Origin of the sequence: Paenibacillus sp. G2S3 (assembly GCF_030123105.1) — a bacterium.
Classification (GTDB): Bacteria; Bacillota; Bacilli; order Paenibacillales; family Paenibacillaceae; genus Paenibacillus_AQ.
On record NZ_CP126095.1, the window covers coordinates 6,269,988 to 6,292,755 of the forward strand.

At 45.4% G+C, this 22,768-nt stretch carries 15 protein-coding genes; 4 read left to right on the forward strand and 11 right to left on the reverse strand.

Going from position 1 to position 22,768, the window contains the following annotated elements; genetic code table 11:
• Nucleotides 1-37 precede the first annotated feature (37 nt).
• The 8 genes from QNH28_RS27785 to QNH28_RS27820 form a co-directional block, all read right to left on the reverse strand.
• Nucleotides 38-1,513: a phytoene desaturase family protein gene (locus tag QNH28_RS27785; RefSeq protein WP_283909357.1), complete on the reverse strand. Its 1,476-nt coding sequence runs from the start codon at nucleotides 1,511-1,513 to the stop codon at nucleotides 38-40.
• The gene (locus QNH28_RS27790) at nucleotides 1,510-2,670 is read right to left on the reverse strand and encodes a glycosyltransferase family 2 protein (protein WP_283909358.1); all 1,161 of its coding nucleotides are present in this window, start codon (nucleotides 2,668-2,670) and stop codon (nucleotides 1,510-1,512) included. The genes QNH28_RS27785 and QNH28_RS27790 overlap by 4 nt, the downstream gene beginning before the upstream one ends.
• A complete protein-coding gene (locus QNH28_RS27795) occupies nucleotides 2,667-3,404 on the reverse strand; it encodes a lysophospholipid acyltransferase family protein (RefSeq protein ID WP_283909359.1) in 738 nt (245 codons plus the stop codon). Before QNH28_RS27795 ends, QNH28_RS27790 begins: the two co-directional genes overlap by 4 nt.
• On the reverse strand, nucleotides 3,373-4,149 hold the full coding sequence (locus tag QNH28_RS27800) for a carotenoid biosynthesis protein (protein WP_283909360.1): 777 nt from the start codon (nucleotides 4,147-4,149) through the stop codon (nucleotides 3,373-3,375). The genes QNH28_RS27795 and QNH28_RS27800 overlap by 32 nt, the downstream gene beginning before the upstream one ends.
• On the reverse strand, nucleotides 4,150-5,022 hold the full coding sequence (locus QNH28_RS27805; RefSeq protein ID WP_283909361.1) for a phytoene/squalene synthase family protein: 873 nt from the start codon (nucleotides 5,020-5,022) through the stop codon (nucleotides 4,150-4,152).
• Complete coding sequence (locus QNH28_RS27810) at nucleotides 5,019-6,491, reverse strand: phytoene desaturase family protein (protein ID WP_283909362.1); 1,473 nt, start codon at nucleotides 6,489-6,491, stop codon at nucleotides 5,019-5,021. Before QNH28_RS27810 ends, QNH28_RS27805 begins: the two co-directional genes overlap by 4 nt.
• Nucleotides 6,488-8,032, reverse strand: coding sequence for a phytoene desaturase family protein (locus QNH28_RS27815; protein WP_283909363.1), 1,545 nt, complete (start codon nucleotides 8,030-8,032; stop codon nucleotides 6,488-6,490). The genes QNH28_RS27810 and QNH28_RS27815 overlap by 4 nt, the downstream gene beginning before the upstream one ends.
• Before the next feature lie 206 nt (nucleotides 8,033-8,238).
• Nucleotides 8,239-9,150, reverse strand: coding sequence for a MerR family transcriptional regulator (locus QNH28_RS27820; RefSeq protein WP_283909364.1), 912 nt, complete (start codon nucleotides 9,148-9,150; stop codon nucleotides 8,239-8,241).
• Between the two features lie 226 nt (nucleotides 9,151-9,376).
• On the opposite strand from QNH28_RS27820, the gene QNH28_RS27825 reads away from it, so the two are divergent.
• Nucleotides 9,377-10,906: a phospholipase D family protein gene (locus QNH28_RS27825; RefSeq protein ID WP_283909365.1), complete on the forward strand. Its 1,530-nt coding sequence runs from the start codon at nucleotides 9,377-9,379 to the stop codon at nucleotides 10,904-10,906.
• Between the two features lie 57 nt (nucleotides 10,907-10,963).
• On the opposite strand, the gene cls is transcribed toward QNH28_RS27825, so the two are convergent.
• Entirely contained in the window at nucleotides 10,964-12,472 is a 1,509-nt protein-coding gene (gene cls / locus QNH28_RS27830; RefSeq protein WP_283909366.1) for a cardiolipin synthase, read from the reverse strand.
• A gap of 226 nt (nucleotides 12,473-12,698) precedes the next feature.
• Here cls and QNH28_RS27835 point away from each other — a divergent pair, with 226 nt between their 5' ends.
• Both QNH28_RS27835 and QNH28_RS27840 read left to right on the forward strand, forming a co-directional pair.
• Nucleotides 12,699-13,616: a TetR/AcrR family transcriptional regulator gene (locus QNH28_RS27835; RefSeq protein WP_283909367.1), complete on the forward strand. Its 918-nt coding sequence runs from the start codon at nucleotides 12,699-12,701 to the stop codon at nucleotides 13,614-13,616.
• A 112-nt stretch (nucleotides 13,617-13,728) separates the two neighbouring features.
• Nucleotides 13,729-16,890 (forward strand): efflux RND transporter permease subunit, encoded by a 3,162-nt coding sequence (locus QNH28_RS27840; protein ID WP_283909368.1) that lies wholly within the window; start codon nucleotides 13,729-13,731, stop codon nucleotides 16,888-16,890.
• 180 nt (nucleotides 16,891-17,070) lie between these two features.
• On the opposite strand, the gene QNH28_RS27845 is transcribed toward QNH28_RS27840, so the two are convergent.
• Nucleotides 17,071-17,763, reverse strand: coding sequence for a TorD/DmsD family molecular chaperone (locus QNH28_RS27845; RefSeq protein ID WP_283909369.1), 693 nt, complete (start codon nucleotides 17,761-17,763; stop codon nucleotides 17,071-17,073).
• A 415-nt stretch (nucleotides 17,764-18,178) separates the two neighbouring features.
• Between QNH28_RS27845 and moaA the strand changes: the two genes are divergently transcribed.
• Nucleotides 18,179-19,180 carry a GTP 3',8-cyclase MoaA gene (moaA, locus tag QNH28_RS27850; protein WP_283909370.1) on the forward strand — a complete coding sequence of 334 codons (1,002 nt, stop codon included), beginning with the start codon at nucleotides 18,179-18,181 and terminating at the stop codon, nucleotides 19,178-19,180.
• A gap of 91 nt (nucleotides 19,181-19,271) precedes the next feature.
• On the opposite strand, the gene QNH28_RS27855 is transcribed toward moaA, so the two are convergent.
• Nucleotides 19,272-22,676 carry an S-layer homology domain-containing protein gene (locus QNH28_RS27855; protein ID WP_283909371.1) on the reverse strand — a complete coding sequence of 1,135 codons (3,405 nt, stop codon included), beginning with the start codon at nucleotides 22,674-22,676 and terminating at the stop codon, nucleotides 19,272-19,274.
• Between the last annotated feature and the right edge of the window lie 92 nt (nucleotides 22,677-22,768).

Sequence of the window (22,768 nt, forward strand, 5' to 3'; positions counted from 1 at the left end):
TTACAATTCACATCTCTATTATTCTATAAATCAGCTTCTACGCATGGCTAGCAATATGCTCACCGACTAACCTTCCCGATAACGAGACGATCGGTGTGCCACCGCCGGGATGTGTAGTTCCACCTACATACCAGAGTCCTTTAACATCGCTTGAACGGTTGCCTGGTCTGAAGAAGGTCTGCCCTACCGAGTTCGAGGAAATCCCATAGATCGCGCCCTTGTGAGCCAATGTGTCATCTGCGATATTTTGAGGTGTATAATGTTGGAGCACATCGCTCTGATCTAAGCCTGTAATTCCATGGCTCGCAAGCGCCGAAAGTACTCTTTTACCATAGGAAGCAGTCTCTGTCCGCCAATCACAGGCCTCATTTATATAAGGTGCATTAGCCAAAATAAACAGATTACTGCTTCCTTCAGGGGCCATGCCTGACTCAGAGTATCCAGAGTGACATACATAAACGGTCGGATGCTCGGGAGGACGTTTGCGTTCAAAAATATCTCTAAACTCTAACTCATACTGCTCAGGGAAAAACACCGTGTGATGTAATAGAGCATCATATTTACGAGGAACACCTGCGAGTGTTACAAACCCTGATAAAGAGGGCTCATAAGCAGCGATTTTGCGATCACTCATAGAAGGACGGCTATTCTCCTGCACAAGCATACGGTTAACTGTGAGCACATCTCCTCCTGCAACAACCGTCTTCGCCTCGTAAAAGCCTCGTGTTGTATCCACACCTTCGACTACTCCATTTACCACGGAAATATTCGTAACTTCAACCCCTGTCATGATGCGAACCCCTAAGCCTTGTGCCAGTTCCGAAAGACCTTCGACCAGCTTATAAGTTCCGCCCCGCACACCATAAACTCCTTCTACACTTTCCACATATCCAAGCATGGCGAAAATAGCTGGTGAACGAAACGGGGAAGATCCGACGTAGGTAGCGTAGCGACCTAACATCGCTAAGGTGTGAGGATGGCTAAAGTATCTCAATAAGAGTGAATGCAAACTTAAAAAAGGCCTGACTCGCAGCAGATCCCGTAGTAGAGGAAGAGACAGCTTATCTCGCCAGGACAACAGCAATTTATTTAAAAACTGCTTCTCACTGAGTTGATAGAGCATAGCAGCTTCAGCCATAAAATCATCGTACCGGAGCGCATCACTTGAACTATATTTAGCAATCTGAGCCTTCATAAACGCTTGATCGCGAGAGAAATCCACTACAGTTCCATCCGTAAAAATATTGCGTGTACGCGGCTCCAGCTCATATATTTGGACATAATCCTCCATGGAAGCACCCGCAAGCTCATACAGTGAGCGAAATACATGAGGCATTGTTATCGTGCTAGGGCCCCTGTCAAAGGTATAGCCATCGATTTCAATCCGTTGCAGCTTGCCACCAGGATTCTGTTGGCGTTCCAGCACCGTCACCTCCCAGCCTTTCGAGGCTAAGGTTACAGCACAGGACAGTCCACCGAATCCCGCGCCGATGATTACTGCCTTTGATTTCATAAGTAACGCCTTCCTTTCCATTCATAGCCTTGACCGGGACGACTGCCCCACCAAGAACTAGTCGCAATGGCTACCAAACAGAGGATACTTACAGAAATCAGCAAGCATAACCATACCGATTGTCTGGCAGACGCATCACTAATCCGCTTAATAGCAATGCCTAACAGACTAGCCGACAGCGCCCATGTTACCTCAGCAGCCTGACCTGTCACACTGAAAAAAATAAACGCCGCTAAAGGAAACACATATAAGAGCGTATACATGCTTAACATCGCCAGCAGAATAAAAGGGCGGCGGCCCAATCCAGCATAAATATTTTTGCGGTAGCCTTTCCATACCTCGCTGGCATTATGATACATTCTCATTTCCGCATATTCCGTAATATCGGCGAGTGTAACCTGATCTCCAGCCTTCTTGACCGCACGAGCTAAGGCCATATCATCTACGAGATCCGATCGAATCGCCGCATGACCACCACAGCGCATATAACTATTCCTGTGAACCAGCATGAATCCTCCATGCGCTGCTACGAATCGTGGATCGCGGGAAGCACGGACAAGGGGAATTGGCAAATGACAAATGATCGTGAAGGTCATTAAAGGTACCACAAGCTTTTCCAGCCAAGTCCCAGTATGCTGATAAGCAAATCCTGTGATGAGGCCCTCCTCCTGAGCATCAGCCATGGCAAGAGCGTTCTCCAAAGCTTCAGGCTTCAGCCGAATATCTGCATCAAGATACAGCAGCCACTCTCCAGAGGCGACTTCCATCAACTGTTTGCAGGCATAAGACTTGCCTAACCAGCCATCCGGCAACTCTCTTCCGGTCACAACCTTAACACGCTTATCTCCTATAGCTCTGGCAATCCTACCTGTTTCGTCATTGGATCGGTCATCCAGAACGATAATCTCCAAGTCCCACCCTGTACTTGTACAGGCCAATACGGAAGCAAGACAATCCCCTATATTGTCAGCCTCATCACGGGCAGGTATCAGTACAGACACACGTCCATTACATTCAATCGTAGAAGAACTCATAGTACCCATAGAGTTATATTTCGACTTTGATGCCCCAAGCTTCGGTAGCTGGGCTGTATTCCACAGTGCAAATAAATATTGAAGGAGGAGACATCCAATAATGATCTGAAGAAAAAGAATCATCCTCTACCCCATAGTCGCACAGCATCGAACCATTCATTAGTAGATTTCCCCTGCTTCATGAGCGGGAGAAAATCCTCCGGAATATAACCGCCGTTATTAACCATCATCAAGCGGTGGTGATCCAGTTGTTCTCCAAGCATAACCTGAAGTTCCTTTCCGATGCTGTTGCGATCCATTGCACGCCATGGACGAGATATAGCACTGCCTGCCAACAACGTCGCCTCTGGTTTGGAATGCCGGAACAAGCCATGATACAGCGTTACAGGTACAACAACTGCTTCCGGACACAATCGGAGGATTAGCCCTACCCCTGCTTTCAAGTTTAATGGACGATGCTCCAGTGGCTGAATTTCTCCTTCGGGAAACATCCATACCCTGCCTCCTGTACGCAGTAGCCTTGCGGTATAACGGAGCGAAGCACTAATATCCCCGGTGTTATGCCGATTAATCGAATAGGCGCCGAGCTTGCGAAAAAAAGCGTACTTTCGCAGCTGCTCTTCCTCCATCATGAAAAAGTGCTCTTCACTAGTCATGGTTCTCGCTGCATGATAAGCCAGTAATCCATCCCACCAAGAACTATGATTCATAATATATAGAATGGGCCTATCTCCCGTAGATTGTGGCTGCAATTGTCCAGCGACCCCAACATAACGGAAATGTCTCTGAATCAAATAAAGCCGATTATAATGATAGAACAGCTTATCAAAGCCTTTGTGTTTGACGGCTTCCAACATAACGCAAGCTCCCTTCAGCAAGTAACGCCCCTAGTACAGCAATAACTCCACAGAGCAGCAAACCTTCACGCAGACCAATGGTTCCAAATAAAATTAATATCGCTTGATATAACCGGGTCCCGCTACGAGCAGACAAACTAGTACTCTTAACGTTACGTAGCGTTAAGGACAAGATCATCCCTACGATGAACCATCCGGTGAAATTGCTCCAAGGCACACCATAGAATCCTCCACGGCTACCCCAATGCCAGAAGCCTCTAGCATGAGCAACAGGGTCCAATACGAGATCCAGCAGTACAGTCCAAAATCCAACCTGAAGTGCTTTTGCCAGCCATAATTGTGGCCCCTTCAGTCCGTAATCATAACTAATTAAAGCAGCATTGTATATCACAGCAATCCAAGCAAAACCTAAGGTAATAGGCACCTCATATAACAGCGGACCTAAAATATCAGAGTAATTATAAGTACCAAACAACTTACCGGAATGAACACCAATCCACTCAACGGACATGCCTAAGGTCCAGATAAGGATAGCCGACACCCAAATAACAGGCTTACATTGTTTAATGACTGACTGGTCAGACATTAATTGCTGCTTTGATCCCCTGTGAATTAAATCGGCAGCATAGGCAGCATAAAAAATAAGAAATAAACCATTCGAAAATTGTAAACTTTCAGGAATGCCAAGCCATATTAACAGTAGCGCTCCAATAAAATACCATGCCCAGAATACTATTCGGATCATTTAATACACCGCCATTCTGCCCTTGCCTCCCAAACTTGGCGCATAACGCATAGCGGTACGATGGAACATTCGAAGCTTAGCCTCATCACTGACGTAAGCACGCCTGCGAAATACATCGTAATTACCTGCGGCCACATCATCGAGAATACCTGCATAAAAGGCGGCGGCTAATTCTACTGCCATCCCACTTTCCGGGGGATAGGTATCTACATTATTCAGCCCCTTCTCAAACCACAGCAGTGCCTCTCTTCTAAGATCCTGCAATACAGCTACAAAGCACTCATTAACCACTCCACGTTCCAGCTCCTGCTGGCTGTACCCGTTCTTTCTCATGATTTCCAAAGGAATATACCTTCTTCCGCGCTCTAGATCTTCACCCACATCACGGATAATATTTACGATCTGCATACCAATACCAAGAGCGATCCCTGCTTCCTGGGCTTCATCGCCTCCGTCCTCTCTCAGCACAGGGAGCAGCATCTCTCCTACAGTACCTGCTACGAGATAACAATAAGATAGAAGCTCTTCCAGCGTCTCATAATGAGTGAAGGAGAGATCTCTTACCTGACCTTCCATTTGTAACAGAAACGGCTGTTTATCCAAATGAGGAAAATGATGCAGCAACCAACGTAGTGCAGGCCAGATGAAATGCCCCTCTGCTTCCTCTAAGTTTCGGAAATGATTTCGGAGCTCATGAATCGTATAAGATGATTTTTCCGGCTCATCTACACTGTCGTCTATTAAGCGGCAAAAGGCATAGATTACATGCACCGCCTCCCGTCGTGGACTAGGCAAGCCATCAAATGCCCTGTAAAACGAAGAAGAACCCCTTCTGATCATTTCCTCACATTTCTGTAATACTTGTTCATTCATGTATTGTTCATCTCCTTCATCAGTTCATGAACTGCCAATTTTGCGCCCTGCATAACAATAGGAACGCCGCCGCCAGGATGCACAGATGCACCAGCAGCATATAAACCTTCAATATTGTAGGGCTTAGACTGAGGTCGAAACACACCGGATTGTGTCAGCACGGGTGCGATCCCAAAGCTTCCACCGCCGAACAAACCTTCCTTGGCAGCATCAGCCGGCGTACGTACTTTTCTCCAGACTGTATGAGCAGCAAGCCCAGGAAAACCTCGCTCTTCTGCGTCTGCCATTATTTGTGAAGCCAAGGACTCTGCCGCCGTATCCCAATCGATTCCCTCACCGGAAGGTACTGGTACGAGAAAATAAAGTACACTTTCTCCTTCAGGAGCCGCAGTATCATCGAGCATTACCGGATTAAACACATAATAGGAAGGTTTATCAGGGATTCTTTTACGATCAAACAAATCACGTAAGCTCTCATTCAAGGAATCAGGAAGAAAGAACTGATGTGTTAGCGACTCCTCCCATTGTTTGGAGACTCCTACATAGATGAGCAGACAGCCTGAAGAAGGCATGAAATCCCTACGGCGCTGTCTCCTTTCATCTCCTTCAGATAAGGCAGGTAAAAGATCGGACAAGTGTGGAAAATCACCGTTGTAGAGCACGGCATCGTAAGCTATCTCTTGTCCATGGACAACTACTCCGTGGCATCTGCCGCCTTCCACAAGTAGCGACTCTACTTCCGTACCTGTGTGCATGCAGACTCCGCGTCTTTCTAGCTCTCGTGTAATGATTCGAGGCAACTCCCCATATCCTCCCTTCAGCATCCAGACTCCAAAGGCATGCTCTGCATAAGGAAGCATTGTATAAAGACCGGGGGTGCGGAAAGGTGCTCCACCAATGTATAGACTCTGAAGCGAGAAGGCATCCTTCAACTCATCACTGCGAAAATACTGCCCAACTGCGGCCCTAAGATTCTTATAGGCGCGTAAACGAACCATTAGTCTCAAATTGTTCACGCTGAAGAATTCCCTGCGAGTCTTGAAGCCTCGTTCCAGAAAAGAAGCTTTCCCTAAGGGATACAGACCCGACATCTCTTTCATGAACCTAATGAATCCTTGCCCTTCACCGGGAAAACATCTCTCGATCTCAGCCGCCTGCGCCTCTATTCCGTTCACTTTGGTCAAGGTACGTCCACTCTTAAAATGAACACGGTAGAGCGGATCGCACCGTAACAACTCCAGACTCTCCGGTGGTAGGCCACCCTCTTCCAGAATGCTCAGCAGCATCTCCGGTAGTAGTACAATTGTCGGTCCTTGATCGATCCGGTAACGGCCATTCTCTTCAAAAGCAACACGTCCACCAACACGAGGTGCACGTTCATACACCGTAACCTCCTGCCCACGCTGGCTTAGCAGAAGTGCTGCTGTAAGACCGCCTATGCCGCTACCCACAATAGCAACCCGGCTCATAATGACGCTCCCGTTCCGGCGAATCCTGTGGATACGACCTTAGATCTTGCTTCACGGTCTTGCTCCTTCAGCAGCGCCACACTAATTTTCGCCGATTCAAATATCGTCGGAAGACCACTTCCGGGATGAGTTCCTCCGCCAACCAACCAGATTCCCTTGACCTCTTCAAAGGTGTTATGAGGTCGCATATACATCATCTGCCCGAGATTATGAGCCAAATTAAACGTTGCACCGTTATATACATTCAGCTTGTTCCGCCAATCCAGTGGCGAGAAGAACAAACTCTCCTCTATTCTCTGAGGCAAATTCTCTAGACCTGGAATACGCTGCAGACGCTCCATCATATCTTGCTTGACCCATTCACCCTCCTGCTCCCAATTAACATCAGCCGTCAGGTTGGGCACTGGCATCAGCACGTAAAGAGATGACTTGCCTGCTGGGGCCAACGTAGGATCTAACACCGAGGGATTATGAACGTATATCGAAGCGTCCGCGGAAAGCTTGCCAAGCCGCGTGAGCTCATCTACATTAAGCCGATAATCTTCAGCGAAATGAACGGAGTGATGAGCTAAATCAACGGCTCCGTCGACTCCCAAATACAGCATCGCGGTAGAACAAGAGTACCTCTTACGGGATATTTTATCCGGTGAATAACGTTTAAGAATGCCAGGCTCAAATAACTGTGTCATAGCCGAACCAAAATCGGCTCCCAGCACCACATAATCGGCCTCCACCTTCTCTCCATTCTCCAGCAATAAACCACACGCTTGCCCGTTCTGTACCAAGACTCGCTTTACTCCGCAAGAAATATGTACGATTCCACTGTACTCCGAAATAATCTTTGCCATTGCCGTTAGCACACGGTTAATTCCACCAATAGGATGATACAGTCCATATCGGTGCTCCATAAAAGAAAGAATGGTGAAGGTACCCGGGCATTCCCACGGCGACATCCCCAAATATTTAGCCTGAAATGCAAAAGCAAATCTCAGACGTTCATCATCAAAATATTTTGAAAGTCTGTTGTACACAGTGTCGGTTGCATGCAGTTTAGGTAGCGCGTGCAGAACATCTTTTTTGACATAGTCTCCTATAGATTGAAAAGGCCGCTGTAATAGCGGAATCACCCGGTCCAACTTATCCTGTTCCTCAGCCATGAATCGTTTATATCCACTACCGTTTCCGGGGAACAACTTCTCTATCTCTTCAGCGGTCCGCTCTTGATCCGTAGAAGGGGTAAATACGGTATCTCCAAAATGAAGCGAATAAAGCGGGTCAAGCTCTTTCAAATCCACATAATCTTTCAGGGATCGACCAGCGGAGGCAAATAACTCTTCCAGCAAATGCGGCATCATTAAAAATGTAGCTCCACGATCAAATCGGTAATCACCCAGACGAAGTTCACCTGAACGACCTCCAACAACCTCCTGCTTCTCATAAACTGCGACTTCATAGCCGTCAGCAGCTAGGAGCATAGCAGCAGCAAGCCCTCCCGGACCCCCTCCAACCACCGCAACCCTAGCTGTGTTTCTTCTACTCATACGATCCCTCCTTCACAGCTTTATATGTCAATTAAACGTTATACAAAAATCATACAAACACTATACAAATATCATACAGTGTTTATACAGCTATGTAAATAACTCTGTAGGATCCCTCCTTTTTCAATAAAAAAAGAGCCTGCCATATCACCCAAAAGTGATATTACAGACTCCTATTTATATATCTATTTTCTTGATCAGAAGGATTACTTGATCTTCATACTTGTAAACACATGATCAAACCACGCTTGCCAGTGTTCAGCAGGTTCCGTCATCACATAATCCGCTTTAGATAAAGAAGGGTCTCTTTCATAGCCCTTGCCACCTACGAGGAATTTAGCCCCTGGACATACCTTTCTTAGCCGCTCTATAAGCTCCTCACTAAAGGGTACCAATTCTTTATCCGTAATCGATAGACAAATCAAACCTACCCGACTTTGTTGTTCCAACATCGAGATGATCCCTTCCTCAGGCGTGTTAGCTCCTAAGTAGATAACCTCCATTCCGTTTTTGCGCAAAAACAAGGCGAATAACAACAGCCCGACTTGATGATGCTCTCCTGCAGGGCAGAAAGCCAGCACCTTCGGCAAATGGGAGTAAACGGGGAATACGTGGAATATTTGATAGAACCGGTTGGAGATCATATGCGTGGTGTAATGTTCTTGCGCTACCGTTGCTATACCAGCTTCCCACGCATCCCCTACTTGTATCAAGATTGGCACAAGTACCTGATGGAACATTGCTTCATAACCATAAAGAGATAAACCAAAGTCAATTAAGGCATTAGCTCGCTCTCCCTGAAAGTCATGTAGTGCATTGTATATTTGTTCTTTCATTTTCTCAAAAGCATCCTGAGTATTTCCGCTTGCGACTGAAAGCGTATCATCCAGTTGTTTTTCTTTACGAGCCTTCAGCATTCGAACAGCATGCGATATGCTTACCCCTTGCTGCTCGGTCTGTTCCTTCAGCCAGCGCAGATCCTCGACATTCTCATGGCTATACAGCCTGTACCCGGATTCGGTTCGTTCAGGTGTAACCGCCTGATACCGGTTCTCCCAAGCTCTGAGAGTCACAGAAGGAATATCCAGCATTTCAACAACCTGTTTGATGGAATACATGATAGAACTCACTCTCTTTCCTTATTGCAACTGCCCAAATTCGCAATCCTAAACATTATACAAATCTTTCACACTCATTATACATAAGCCTATGTGTTATGTCATTAAACGTTAATGATACGGAGGCTGCTTCATTTCTCCCCACTAAGTGTTAATAGGTTGGTAACATGCTGGAGCATATTAACTTAAAGAAAGTGCTCTGCAATACCTTCAGGAGGAACTACCGATGACATCAGATCGCGAACAACCCGTTCAGCCACAAACGATTCAAGATCAACCCTATATTCTTGCGCCAAAGAAACGCTCTTCTTCACGCCGCAGCAAACGAGTGATATGGGTTTTCGTTATTTTAATTCTCTGGTTAACCGGTGTAATGATATATCAGACACATAAACCTCTTCCCGCAGGGATTTCCTATGAAAGCCCCATGTACAAAGTAAATAATGTATCCTTCTGGCATGACCTTACCTATCCAGACGGTACGGACACAGGTAAGCAGGAGAGTGAAATTCTTCCGAGAATGCTACAAATCATCGAGGAATCTAGGGAGTTCTTAGTCATTGACCTCTTCCTATTTAATGATTATACCCATAAGGATCAGTCGTTCCCTCCTGTCAGTCGAATGCTGACAGATAAGTTAATCTCACAAAAGCAAGCCTTTCCCGAAATGGAGATTGTCTTCATTACCGATGAGGTCAATACCAATTACAATTCAGCACCCAATCATCTTCTGGAAGAAATGAAGGCCGTAGGGATACGAGTTATTATGACTGATGTTAATGCGCTGCGAGATTCTACCCCTGCTTATTCAGCCGTCTGGCGCACCTTCATTCAATGGTTTGGACAATCCGGTAAGGGTTTTATCCCCAATCTTATGGCCAGTGGTGGTCCGGATATAACCGCTCGATCTTATCTGAAGCTGCTCAATGTGAAGGCTAATCACCGTAAAGTGGTTTTAAGCGAGAATACCGCTCTAATCTCCTCTGGAAATGTCCATGACGCCAGCGCCTACCACTCCAATATTGCTCTAGAGGTGCAAGGTCCAATTCTCGCTGATATTCTCCAGACAGAACAGGCTGCGGCCAATCTATCAAATGCAGGACCACTTCTGAATCATGAGCCAAATTTCACTCAAGAAAAGAACCAGCCCTCTGCAGAACCTTTGGAAGTGCGGTATATAACGGAAGGAAAGGTCTATAAATATGCGCTTCAAGGCATCAGGTCCGCCCAGAAGGGGGATACCGTATGGATGGGTATGTTCTACCTTGCTAACGATGCCATTCTGGATGCGTTGGTAGAGGCTACATCACGCGGAGCTAAAGTAAACCTAATCCTGGATCCAAATCAGAACGCCTTCGGTCGTGATAAAATCGGGATCCCTAACCGTCCAGTTGCCATGGACCTGAACAAGCGTACGAACGGCAAAATCTCTATTCGTTGGTACAATACGACCAAAGAGCAATATCATCCGAAGCTGCTCTTTATCGCCAAACAAACCGAGAGATCCATCATTCTTGGCGGTTCTACCAATTTCACCACCCGCAATCTGGATGACTACAATCTTGAGAATGATCTGTGGATTTCTATGAATCGAGATCAGCCGCTTTATACAGAAATGCAAGCCTACTTCAATCGTCTGTGGAATAACGAGGGTCATGCGTTCACTTTACCTTTGGAGGCCTATCAGAGCGATGTGACCTGGTACAAGTACATTCTGATCCGGTTGCAGACCAACCTGGGCTTCACCACTTTTTAAACAAAAACCACCGCAGAGAAGGCAACACCCTCCGCGGTGGTTTAATCTGTAATGAGGTTATAGCAGTGGGGACATTAATCTGGCGGCAGATTCCAGTATACGTACCACCATGCGTTTATTCATAAAGGTCTCATGCACAATCTGAGTCGTGGACAATAAATCCCGTTCAAAATCAGCAACGATTCGTGTAACACTCTCTGTCTGAAGCAGCAATGCATTCACCTCGAAGTTAAGATGGAAGCTACGCATGTCCATGTTCGCCGTACCAATGGTCGCTATTTCACCATCCACGATCAACAGCTTAGAGTGTATAAAGCCCTTCTCGTATTCATAAATCTTTACTCCAGCCTCCAGCAATGCCGGGAAATAGGAGTGCGAAGCCAGAAACGGAATCCATTTATCCGGCTTAGCAGGGAATAACAAACGAACATCAAGACCAGATATAGCCGCTACACGTATAGCAGTTAGGATATCCTCGTCCGGAATGAAGTACGGGCTGGCAATCCATACTGATTTCTCAGCTGAGGTGATCATGGAGAAAAATATATTTTTGAGCGCACGACGTTCGTTATCCGGTCCACTCGCAATGATCTGTACTGCTCCGTCACCTGTCATAAAGTGTAGCTGTGGCGTGAGATAATCCTGCTCCAGTATTTTTTCACCCGTAGTATGCATCCAATCCTGCAAGAAAATAATTTGCATCGTCCGTACCGCTTCGCCTCTAACTAACATATGAGTGTCGCGCCAGAATCCATAAGTTTTGCTGCGGCTTAAATATTCATCCCCTACATTCAGTCCACCCATGAACCCGACATCACCGTCGATGACGACGATTTTTCGGTGATTCCGGTAATTAACCCGGCTAGAGAAAAAGGAGGTGGAATTACCGTACGATGCCACTTGTACTCCAGCATCAACCAACTCTTTCAAAAAAGCTTTAGAAAGCTGAAAACTACCCACAGCATCATACATAAATCGGACAGATACACCCGCACGCGCCTTTGCGATCAAAATCTGTTGAATACGCGTTCCAATATGATCCGCACGGAAGATATAATACTCCATATGTATATGGTGCTTAGCTTGCCGTAGCTCTAGCAGTAATGTCCCAAACGTCTCTTCACCATTGGTAAGGATGCGCGTCTCTGATGCAAAGGAAATAGGAGTACGTGCTAGAGTCTTGGATAATAACAGTAGTTTTTGGCGCGAGGGGTCAAAGACCGACCAATCTTGATGCGTACGCAAAGCGTCATTCTCAATTCGCTCATAGGCCATAAGATCTCGTTGTGCTTTTTTATCATATTTACGACGTTTAAATACATTCTGTCCAAATAGAAAATAAAAGACCAGACCTAGCACCGGGATCAACGCAAGCAAAAGAATCCAAGACATTGTAGTAGAAGGATTACGGTTCTCCATAAAAATGGCCAAGCTAATCGAAATGACAGTCAGTGTGGAGAAAATACTAATAATCGTTCCAGCAGTACTACCAAAAATACCAAAACCAAAATAATAAAATGCTATAAATGCCCCAATGATAATTATAGATTGAAGTCCTCTTCTCATATTGTACCTACCTTCTTATTCATACAAGCAACACCAAAATGACACATTTATATATTACATGAAGAACCTATATCTTCCTAGACAATTACTATGTAAAAATCTATTTACAACAAAACTGTAACCCTTCTGTTCTGAAATTTGTAATGACAGGATGGATCGAATATAATTATTTTGACCGATTAGTCAATTATAGAACTGAGTAGTCAGAAAGGAGGTTATCCCCCCAATGAGTGATAAAACTGTGGACAAGCAGGAACAGATTATTAAGATCGCCATGCAATTATTCGCTGTGAAAGGCTCTTCTTCCACGTCCATGCAAGAGATCGCCGAATTATGCGGAATTTCGAAGGGAAGCTTGTATCTAGTATTCAAATCGAAAGAAGAACTGGAACGAAGTATTTTCCTCTATTGTTACCGAATGATTCGTGATCCCTTATTACGTGAAGAACAAGAAACCCAAAGAACACCACGTGAGAAGCTTAGGAATCAAATAGAAATTTTACTGAGCCATGTTTACGAATTGCGTGAGTTCTTACAGCGTCAAATTCAGGAAGTTGCCGGAAAAGGATTTGATGCTGAAGTACCGGAATGGCTACGTAGAAACAATGCTTCCTTCTTGCGCTGGTTTCAGGTGAAGATGGAGACCCTTTATGGAAAAGACATTGTTCCCTATACCGGAGATTTATGTATTGTTGGTCATGGACTAATCAAATCATATATTGCGGTTATTTTTCGTCAGGATACCCATTTGTCCCTTGCCGTTATGGCTGATCATCTTATGAATCTATTGGATATTATTGTTTCTGGTCTTCTTACAAGTAAGCAGGCTCCTCTCATCAACTCTAGTATTCTAGCAAGCTGGATGGAGGAAAATGAGGAGAGTAAGCGCAAGAATCCACTGCAGATCATTAAGGACATGAAGACTGTGGTCAGTAAATTAGATAGTATAGAACCCGCAGAGTCAGCCGATTTGCTGGAATCACTCAACATTCTAGAAGGTGAAGTTCTCTTACCACACCCACGCAAAGCAATCATACAGGGGATGTTGTCCAACCTTCAATCCTGCTCAGAGCTCACTACACCATTGGAAGAATTGAGGAAGCTGGTTACCTCTTTTTCAAATCATTCATGCGTATTTCGTTAATTGCTCTATAAAGAGTTCGTGAGAGAGAAGAACATGGATAGCGAGTATTATAAATTTTCAAAATGGTGCCTATTTCGTAAAGAAAGGCCCGAGAGGAGCAGAATCAAAACTTATGAAAAGCTTAATTAATTTCTCGCTCAGGAACAAATTTGCCATTTGGCTTCTGACGATAATTATTGTATTTGCCGGTTTGTATAGCGGACTGACAATGAAGCAAGAAACCTTACCTAATATTAGTATACCCTATCTTAGCGTAACAACCATTTATCCGGGTGCTGCACCAGAAGGCGTCGTTAATGATGTCAGCAAACCGTTGGAGCAGAAGCTACGTAATGTGGATGGTGTAAAAACGATCACCTCCACTTCTCTAGAGAATGCTTCCAGTATCCAAATCGAGTTCGATTATGGTACGAATCTAGATAATGCAACAGCAGCAGTTCGTGAGTCGCTAAACGAAGTCTCTCTGCCAGACAATGCGCAGAAGCCTTCCATTTCTCGCTTTAGCCTTAGCTCAATGCCTGTCGTTTCCCTCAGTCTATCCAATGGGGATTCAGAGGATCTTGAGGAACTGACCCGTATTGCCGAGAATGACATTCGCCCTGCCCTTGAAGATGTTGAGGGTGTCGCTTCTATTCAAATCTCTGGACAATACGTCAAAGAAGTTTCGCTTAAGTTCAATCAAGAGAAGCTCAGCCAATACGGACTGACCGAAGATACGGTTAAAGGGATCATTCAAGGCTCTTCCCTCCGTGTTCCTTTAGGGCTGTTCGAGATGGACAAAGCTCAAAAGGCAGTGGTTGTGGATGGCAACATCACTACCGTTGAGGATCTTAAAAATGTAACCATTCCAGTTATGCCAACTGGTGCTACGGGCGCTGCTGGCGCTGGTGCTTCTGGAGCTGGTGCTACCGGTGCAGGTGCAGGAAGTACTGCTGGTGCAGGCGCTGCTGGCGGAGCCGCAAATATGGGATTGCCGACCGTGAAGCTGGGAGAGCTTGCCACAATTGAGGTTGTTGGGAATTCTGAATCCATCTCCCGTACGAATGGTAAAGAATCAATCGGTATCCAGATTGTCAAAGCCAATGATGCCAACACTGTTGATGTCGTAAATGGCGTTAAGGACAAAACTGAAGAATTAAAAGCACAATATAAAGGCATTGACCTTACAGTTCTGCTTGACCAAGGTAAGCCGATTGAGGACTCCGTAAATACAATGTTGTCCAAGGCAGTATTTGGTGCTCTTTTCGCAGTAATTATCATTTTGGTCTTCCTGCGGAATATTCGTTCGACGATCATTTCTATTATCTCTATTCCATTATCACTACTGATCGCAGTGTTATGTCTGCGTCAAATGGATATCACGCTTAATATGATGACCCTTGGTGCGATGACCGTTGCCATCGGACGGGTAGTCGATGACTCGATTGTCGTCATAGAGAACATATACCGGCGGCTCTCCTTATCTGGCGAGAAACTAAAAGGCCGGGAATTAATCAGTGCAGCGACACGTGAAATGTTCGTACCAATCATGTCCTCTACGATTGTAACCATTGCGGTGTTCTTACCGCTTGCTCTCGTAAGTGGTATGGTTGGCGAGCTGTTCTTGCCTTTCGCTTTAACCATGGTCTTCGCCCTGCTCGCTTCATTGGTAGTTGCGATTACCCTAGTTCCTGCAATGGCTCACTCGCTGTTCCGCAATGGATTGAAAGGTAAGAAAACGCATAGTGAGAAACCAGACAGAATGTCTGCCGGTTATCAAAAAATTCTGAACTGGTGTCTTTCTCATAAACTCATTACGTTCGGAGTTGCGGTTATTCTCCTTGCGGGTAGCTTGTTCCTGATCAAACCTATCGGTGTTAGCTTTATGCCTTCCCAAGAAGATAAAACCGTTATGCTAACTTACTCACCGAAGGCTGGGCAAAGAACTGAAGAAGTTCAAGAGCAAGGCCTGAAAGCTGAGAAATATATTTTAGCGCAGCAGCATGTAGATAAGATGCAATATTCTATCGGCGGCGGTGGCCCAATGGGTATGGGCGGATCCAGCAACTCAGGACTCTTTTTCATCGTTTATGATAGTAATACTCCTGATTTCGAAAGCGTAAAAGAGAAGTTGATCGAAGGCTTAACCGCAGAAGTCCCAGATGGTGTGTGGGGTGATATGTCCGCGATGATGAGCGGAGGTATGGGTGGAAGCACGTTAACCGTGAATGTATTCGGAGACGAATTAGATCAAATTAAGCCGGTAGCAGATGAGATCGCCAAGATCGTACAGGCTGACACCACTAATTTCAAAGATGGAGAAACAAGTCTCAAAGAAGCTTACGATCAATATACGATTGTAGCGGATCAAGAGAAGCTTAGCTCCCTTGGACTTACAGCGGGACAAATTGCGATGAAGCTTGCTCCTGCAGGTACACGTCCAGTACTCACAGAAGTAGAAATGGACGGCAAGAACTACAAAGTCTATATCGAAACAGATAAAGAAACGTATAAGAGTATTAAAGAAATGGAAGAGGCTACATTGACTTCACCACTAGGCATTTCCGTGCCAATCGGTCAAGTTGCCAAAATTGAAAATGGCTCTTCCCCTGACTCGATTACTCGGATGGACGGTAAAATGAAGGTGGATGTCACTGCCGAGATTATTTCAAGTGACGTCAATAGTGCTTCAAACATCGTGAAAGAAAAAGTAGATGCTATGGAATTACCTGATGGCGTAACGGTTAGCTTCGGTGGTGTAACCGAACAGATCAATGATACGTTTGGTCAATTAGGTATTGCTATGGCGGCTGCTATTGCCATCGTATACTTCGTGCTTGTGGTTACGTTTGGCGGTGGATTAGCTCCATTTGCTATCCTGTTCTCACTTCCTTTCACAGTTATCGGGGTACTCGTTGCCCTTCTGATCGCTGGGGAAACCTTAAACGTCTCCTCCCTCATGGGTGCGCTGATGTTGATTGGTATCGTAGTCACGAATGCAATTGTCCTCATCGACCGCGTTATTCATAAGGAAAAAGAAGGAATGACCACACGTCAAGCCTTGCTTGAAGCAGGCGGCACACGTTTACGTCCAATCCTGATGACTGCACTTGCAACGATTGGCGCATTGCTGCCACTGGTTACAGGACTTGAAAACAGTGCAGGGATCATCTCCAGAGGACTGGGAGTTACAGTTATCGGCGGTTTGATCAGTTCCACGCTGCTGACACTTGTAGTAGTACCAGTTGTGTATGAGTTCCTGATGAAATTCCGCAGTAAAAAGGTAATTGACTAGAACTCTTGATGCGAATCAAGTACACATGCTAAATGAAGAAGCTGTCTCCTTAGTAGTGAATACTACTTATGAGGCAGCTTCTTTTTTACTTGGACCTCTATATACATCACTATTCACACTTCTTCTACATGAAAAACCCGACCTAATTTATAGGCCGGGCTCTGTATTATTATACTGTTCTTATACCATTACTGTTGCACTGCTCTCCAGCGAAGCTCTCCAGGAACGCAGCATTTGCAGATCAAGGGGTAGAAACTCAGCGAGCATATGGGAAAGTCCCAAGTACAATGTACTATTCGTTGCTGCGTTTAACTTCTCGCAGAACTGTGGAGTCCATTGCAGTAAATGATCTTCCAAAAAGGCTACCTGAATATCAAGTAGATCCATAGCACTTCTAATTGAGAAGCTGTTGTACAACATTCGCTCATGCATCACTGCCATAAATTCCAGCTCAATAGCAATATGATCATCAGCTTCACCATTACATTTGTTAAATACGATTCCTGCGGAAGTATATACATTAGCAAGCACGTTGCAGAAATCTTCAGAACGACCCAGAATAGCAGCTTCACGTAATTTAAAAGAGCTTACTGTCTGTTCGTGCATAAGCCGTTTATACTCTTGGGTCTCTTGCTCACATATATGGGGGAGCTTATTCGGTTCCTGACTCAAATAGCGCTTCAGTTCCCGTCCACCTTCTGTCATCTCTGCAGCAACACTCATCTTACGATTCCGGCTCCACTGAGCCACAAGTGAGAGTGATGGTTTTCTGCCCAAAAAATCCACTAAAAGCTGATATATTAATCCCCGACTTTCCAACCAATGGCTAAATGCCTCCGGCACGGCGAGCGATGGAACAGTTTGCATAGTCATTTTGCAAATCCTCCTCATTGGGTTTCCCGGCCACACACCGTCACATGATCGACGTGCAATTTCCGGTATCCTTTCTGTTTTCGCAAAAGTGAACGTAAAAGTAATCCGCACCTAGATTATATCGGATATTAAAAATGCTTTCCGTGAGCATTCTATGACTAATCACATCATTTGTCGTACTTTTGTCACATTTTCGCCAGTCAATTTCGGCTTTGTCATTCTATTTAGTTTGTCCATTATTATGCAATTAAATCACAACCCTCCTTCTTCAAATAGGGGGAGTTTAACCCGTTCAATAGTTTGCTCATTGACGTACCCGCGAGCGATCTTTAAAATTCTAAACAAGTATAATCACCTTCGCCTCCTCTTAAGGCGGGAAGCATTCAAAATACCAACAAATGAAGGGAGCAACGCTATGGAGCCGCTGACGGACCCTTTTGGGCGTTTACACGATTACATCCGCATTTCGGTTACCGACCGCTGCAACCTGCGTTGCATTTATTGTATGCCAGCGGAAGGGATGGAATTCCAGCCGCAGGACGAGATTCTGAGCTATGAGGAAATCACCGCAGTTGTGGAATCGCTAGCACCACTTGGATTACGCAAGGTACGGCTAACAGGTGGAGAGCCTCTTGTACGCAAAGACCTGGAGAAGCTAGTGGCGATGATATCTGCCATTCCGGGGATCGATGATATTTCACTAACTACGAACGGATTAATGCTTCCAGCTAAAGCAGCACTGCTAAAAGAAGCAGGACTATCACGAGTGAACATCAGTCTGGACTCTTTACGCCAAGATCGCTTCTCTATGATTACACGCGGCGGAGAGGTCTCCAAGGTACTTAAGGGGATCGAGGCTGCACAAGCTGCTGGGCTGGAGCCGATTAAGCTTAATGTTGTATTAATGAAAGGGATTAATGATGACGAGATCAAAGACTTCATCTCCCTTACTCTGAACAGTCCACTAAATGTACGTTTTATTGAATATATGCCCATCGGAAGTGCTACTGATTCTTGGCGCCAAGCCTATCTACCGCTGGAAACTGTAATAGAAGCCTGTACTGCGGCCGGTTGGGAAACCCAGGAGGCGGAGATGCCATCTGGCAATGGCCCTTCCCAGAATCGGCGGGTAATTGGAGCGCAAGGAACCTTCGGTCTAATCCATCCTGTAAGCGAACACTTCTGCGATAACTGCAACCGTCTGCGACTCACAGCTGATGGTCATATCAAAGCTTGTCTGTATTGGGCGGATGAGTACCATGTGCGTCCTTTAATAAGCGATCCCGCAGCGATGCAAGCCTTATTCCGAAAAGCTCTGGGCAACAAGCCACATAACCACGAAATGGCATTAGCCTTGGAGAAAAAAGCACAAAGCCACACGCCGACGGCTCGGCGTATGTCTCAAATTGGAGGCTAATCTGTCTCATTAAAAACGCCGCTTCCCCCAAGCCATCTGGGGAAAGCGGCGTTTCATTTGGAGATTAAAGGATAGCCTTCGCCATCCACTCTTATAGATACAGGGCATCGAGCAGCTTGTAAAGCGTCGCTGCTGCCTCCGCTCTTGTTGCATTGTTCTCAGATCGGAAGGTATTATCTTCGAATCCACCCAGTAGCCCCGCTTCAACACCCGCTTTTACGGATGCCTGTGCCCATTGTGGAATAGAGGCAAGATCGGCGAAGTGCACCTCTTTATCCGATTGCTTATGGGCATTAGCCTTCAAAGCATTGGCGAGCATAACTGACATCTCGGCACGGGTAATTTTCTCCGAAGGCTCGAAGAACATTTTACCGTTCACATCATATCCACGAAGGATTCCTGCATCTACCGCCGCTGCTACATCACCTGCAGCCCAAGCTGGAATCGCACTTTGATCCGCGAATTTCACTGTGCTACCTGTAGATTGCAAACCAAGCGCCCGTACAATCATAGAAGCGAACTGTGCCCGGGTAACATCCTCATTCGGACGGAAGGTATGATTCTCGTACCCTTTCATGATGCCCATTCCGATTAGACGATCTGTAAATTCATTAGACCAATGATTACTCAAATCTATAATTGATGGGGCTTGATAATTAAACACAGCATATTTGGCAAACTGATTTACGCTTGCAGTTATAGTACCATCCGTTTGATTCTGGCCACCAACATAAACCCACTTGTTAAGCTGTTCATTGTAATAGTAGATAGCTGCTTTGTGCCCCGATGTAATCTTGGTCGCATCGTATTTGAGGGACAGTTCCACAGGCTTACTGAGCATGCCTGCCTTGTCACTAGTAAGCTCTACTGCTGCACTCACAGCCTGAAGATCGCCCATTGCTGGCGTCTCACCAGTGGCAACAACCGAAAAGGTAATTTCACTGTTACCAGACAACGCTCCAGCCGGAATCGTAAAGCTGCCCACGTCTTTAAGTGTGCCCGTTCCTCCTTGCTGTGCCTTTACATCCAATTCTACCTGAGAAGTTGTAGAAGGCTGCTCTGTAGGGGATGGTGTCGGGGTAGGAACTGGAGTTGCAACTGGTCCGCTGCCCCCTCCACTGCTAGTGCCCGGGGTTACAACTACGGTGCGTACAACCTCAGCAGACACATTGCCAGCCAAATCTGTGGCATTGTACTTCAGTGTATAGGTTCCTGGAGTCTGAACATCTACTGTTCCTGTCACCAGGATAGAGCCTGCAACCCCAACTTTGTCAGTAACGTCTGCGCCAGGATCCTTGAAGTCATCCCCTTGGGTCAGACTAAGATGGCTATCCCCTTTCAAGGTAATCACAGGCGCTGTACGATCGATATTCACAGCAATCGGCAATGTTGTCTTATTTTCTAAAGAATCCGTTGCGTTAAATTGCAGTTGATGTTGACCTTCTTCCGAAATCTCAACCACTTTCCCACTTTCATACGGTAGGAAATTGCCGTTTATATCGGTCGCTAATTGAATGGATACATCCGAGCCTGGAATATATACGCTGGCATACACGCTTACGGAAACACTCTGATTCGTCCAGTTACCGCTTAAATAAGCTTGTCCGTTCTCAGTCTTTAATGTGCTATGAAGCGCCAATGGAGTGATACTATCATCTCCGCTAAGCGTTACTTCAAAAGCCTTTGTTACTGTAGCTAATCCCCGCTGAATCGTAGCTGTTAAGGTCAGCTTCGTATCCTGCTTAGGCTGGAATTTGATTTTGCCATCATTCGTCATCAGGACCGGATTGGAGCTTTTCCACACAATGCTTGTCCCGTGTTTGCCTTCAGAAGGCAACATTAGATCCGTCTTAATTGCGCTTGTGTCTCCAAGATCTAACTCAGTCATAGTATCGTTAACTGCCTGCTGATCGCTATACGAATCCACATCTACAAAAATCGGATTGGAATAAAACCACATATCACTATAATTACGGGCGTTGATTTCTTCGAAACGAGTTAGGTTATCGACAGTATTATTTTTCGGATCAATTTGTGGTTCGCCGTTAACCGTTTCTCCAGCAACATCAGTACCAAGATTAGTCCCTCTTAAACGGAAATAACGATCCTTGTCCGCTGCCCCTACCTTGTACTTAATGACATTGTAGCCTTCGGCATCCGTAGTCCAGTCCTCGCTTGTGAAACGTTTCAGAACTTTTGTAGTATTGTTAGTTGCTTTAGTGTACTCAGGTGTACCTGGTTCAACCTTGCCATTGACTTCACCGGAGATCAAATCTACATGATCCACCTTAACGGCGTCGCCATTATTATTTTGCTGTGGACTTTTGAAACGGATGGTAAGCTCTAGGTCGTCCCCTTGTTTTACATCCAGTTCGCCGCCCATTTCTTCCTCTTCTCCATCTCCAGACACATTAAATTCTAATGCATTGATGAGATCACCAAAAACAGAAAAGGATTTGCCCGACCGCATGCCGTCTACGACAGCGTTAATATCGGAGCCATCTACCCAAGTGTAGTTCTTGGAATACTCGCCAGGCCAGTAACCGCTAGAGAATTGATCATTTTTTGTTTTGAAATGAAAATCTGAGTTAGCAAAATTCCAAAATCTGCGGCCCTCACCAAGCAATGCGTCCCACATTCCTCCAAGCTGTGCAACCTTGACGTCTGTACCTCCGTAAGTCTCAGGCGTCTCTCCTCGGTCACTCGCCATCTGATTGCCTAGCATACCTTCAAAGCCGAAGACAAGATTCGGATCGATATTGTTAAAGTCACGGATATCCTCTATTTTAAGCTCCGCGCTTGTACCATTTTTTCTGGAGGGGTGATTGATCAGTACATAGCTATCTGGATAATGGCTACTTAGCCATTTCATAGCTGTACGAGTATCTTCTTTTGTAGAAAAAGCTCTCTTATCCGCTGCGCTCCACTCAGCCACATCTGCCGGATTGAACATACTTACATCTCGATTAGTAAATAAATATTCAAATTGATTAATAGCCTTCAAAGCTTCTGCGGACCCTGGGTGATCTGTAACAATCCCAACCGCAGCATGATCATATTGGGGCATATCCCACTCAAAGCCGGAAAAAATAATTTTGCCAGCGTATTTACCTTCTGCCTGTAATTTCTTGATTTTTTCATTCTGATAATCCACAATGCCTTGAGACATCGGAATGGAGCCGCCAGGAATATTCATCCCTTCATCATCCCGGTCAGAAACCCGAAGATGATCCGCCAGTGCCATCCAGTCAAAACCATTCTGTTCAAATGCAGTATCTAGTACACTCATCAGTGATTCCTGAGCATCATTCGATTCAAAAGTATGTGCGTGGTATTCACCTGTCATCCATTTCCCTGAAAGTTCAGAAGCTGTAGCCGTCAAATCAGGCGTTGATTCACCTGAAGCACTGTAAACTGTCTGCAATGAAAAGTTGGGTGCTAACAATAAAACGGCAAGCGAACTAGTTAGAAAAACGCGAACTCTGCTCTTCTTCAAAATGATTAATCCTCCGATGTCTTTATGATTTTCTATTATTCTATATTTAGAATAGTAGAAAATTGTAAAGACATGTCGGATTTTGTTGCATG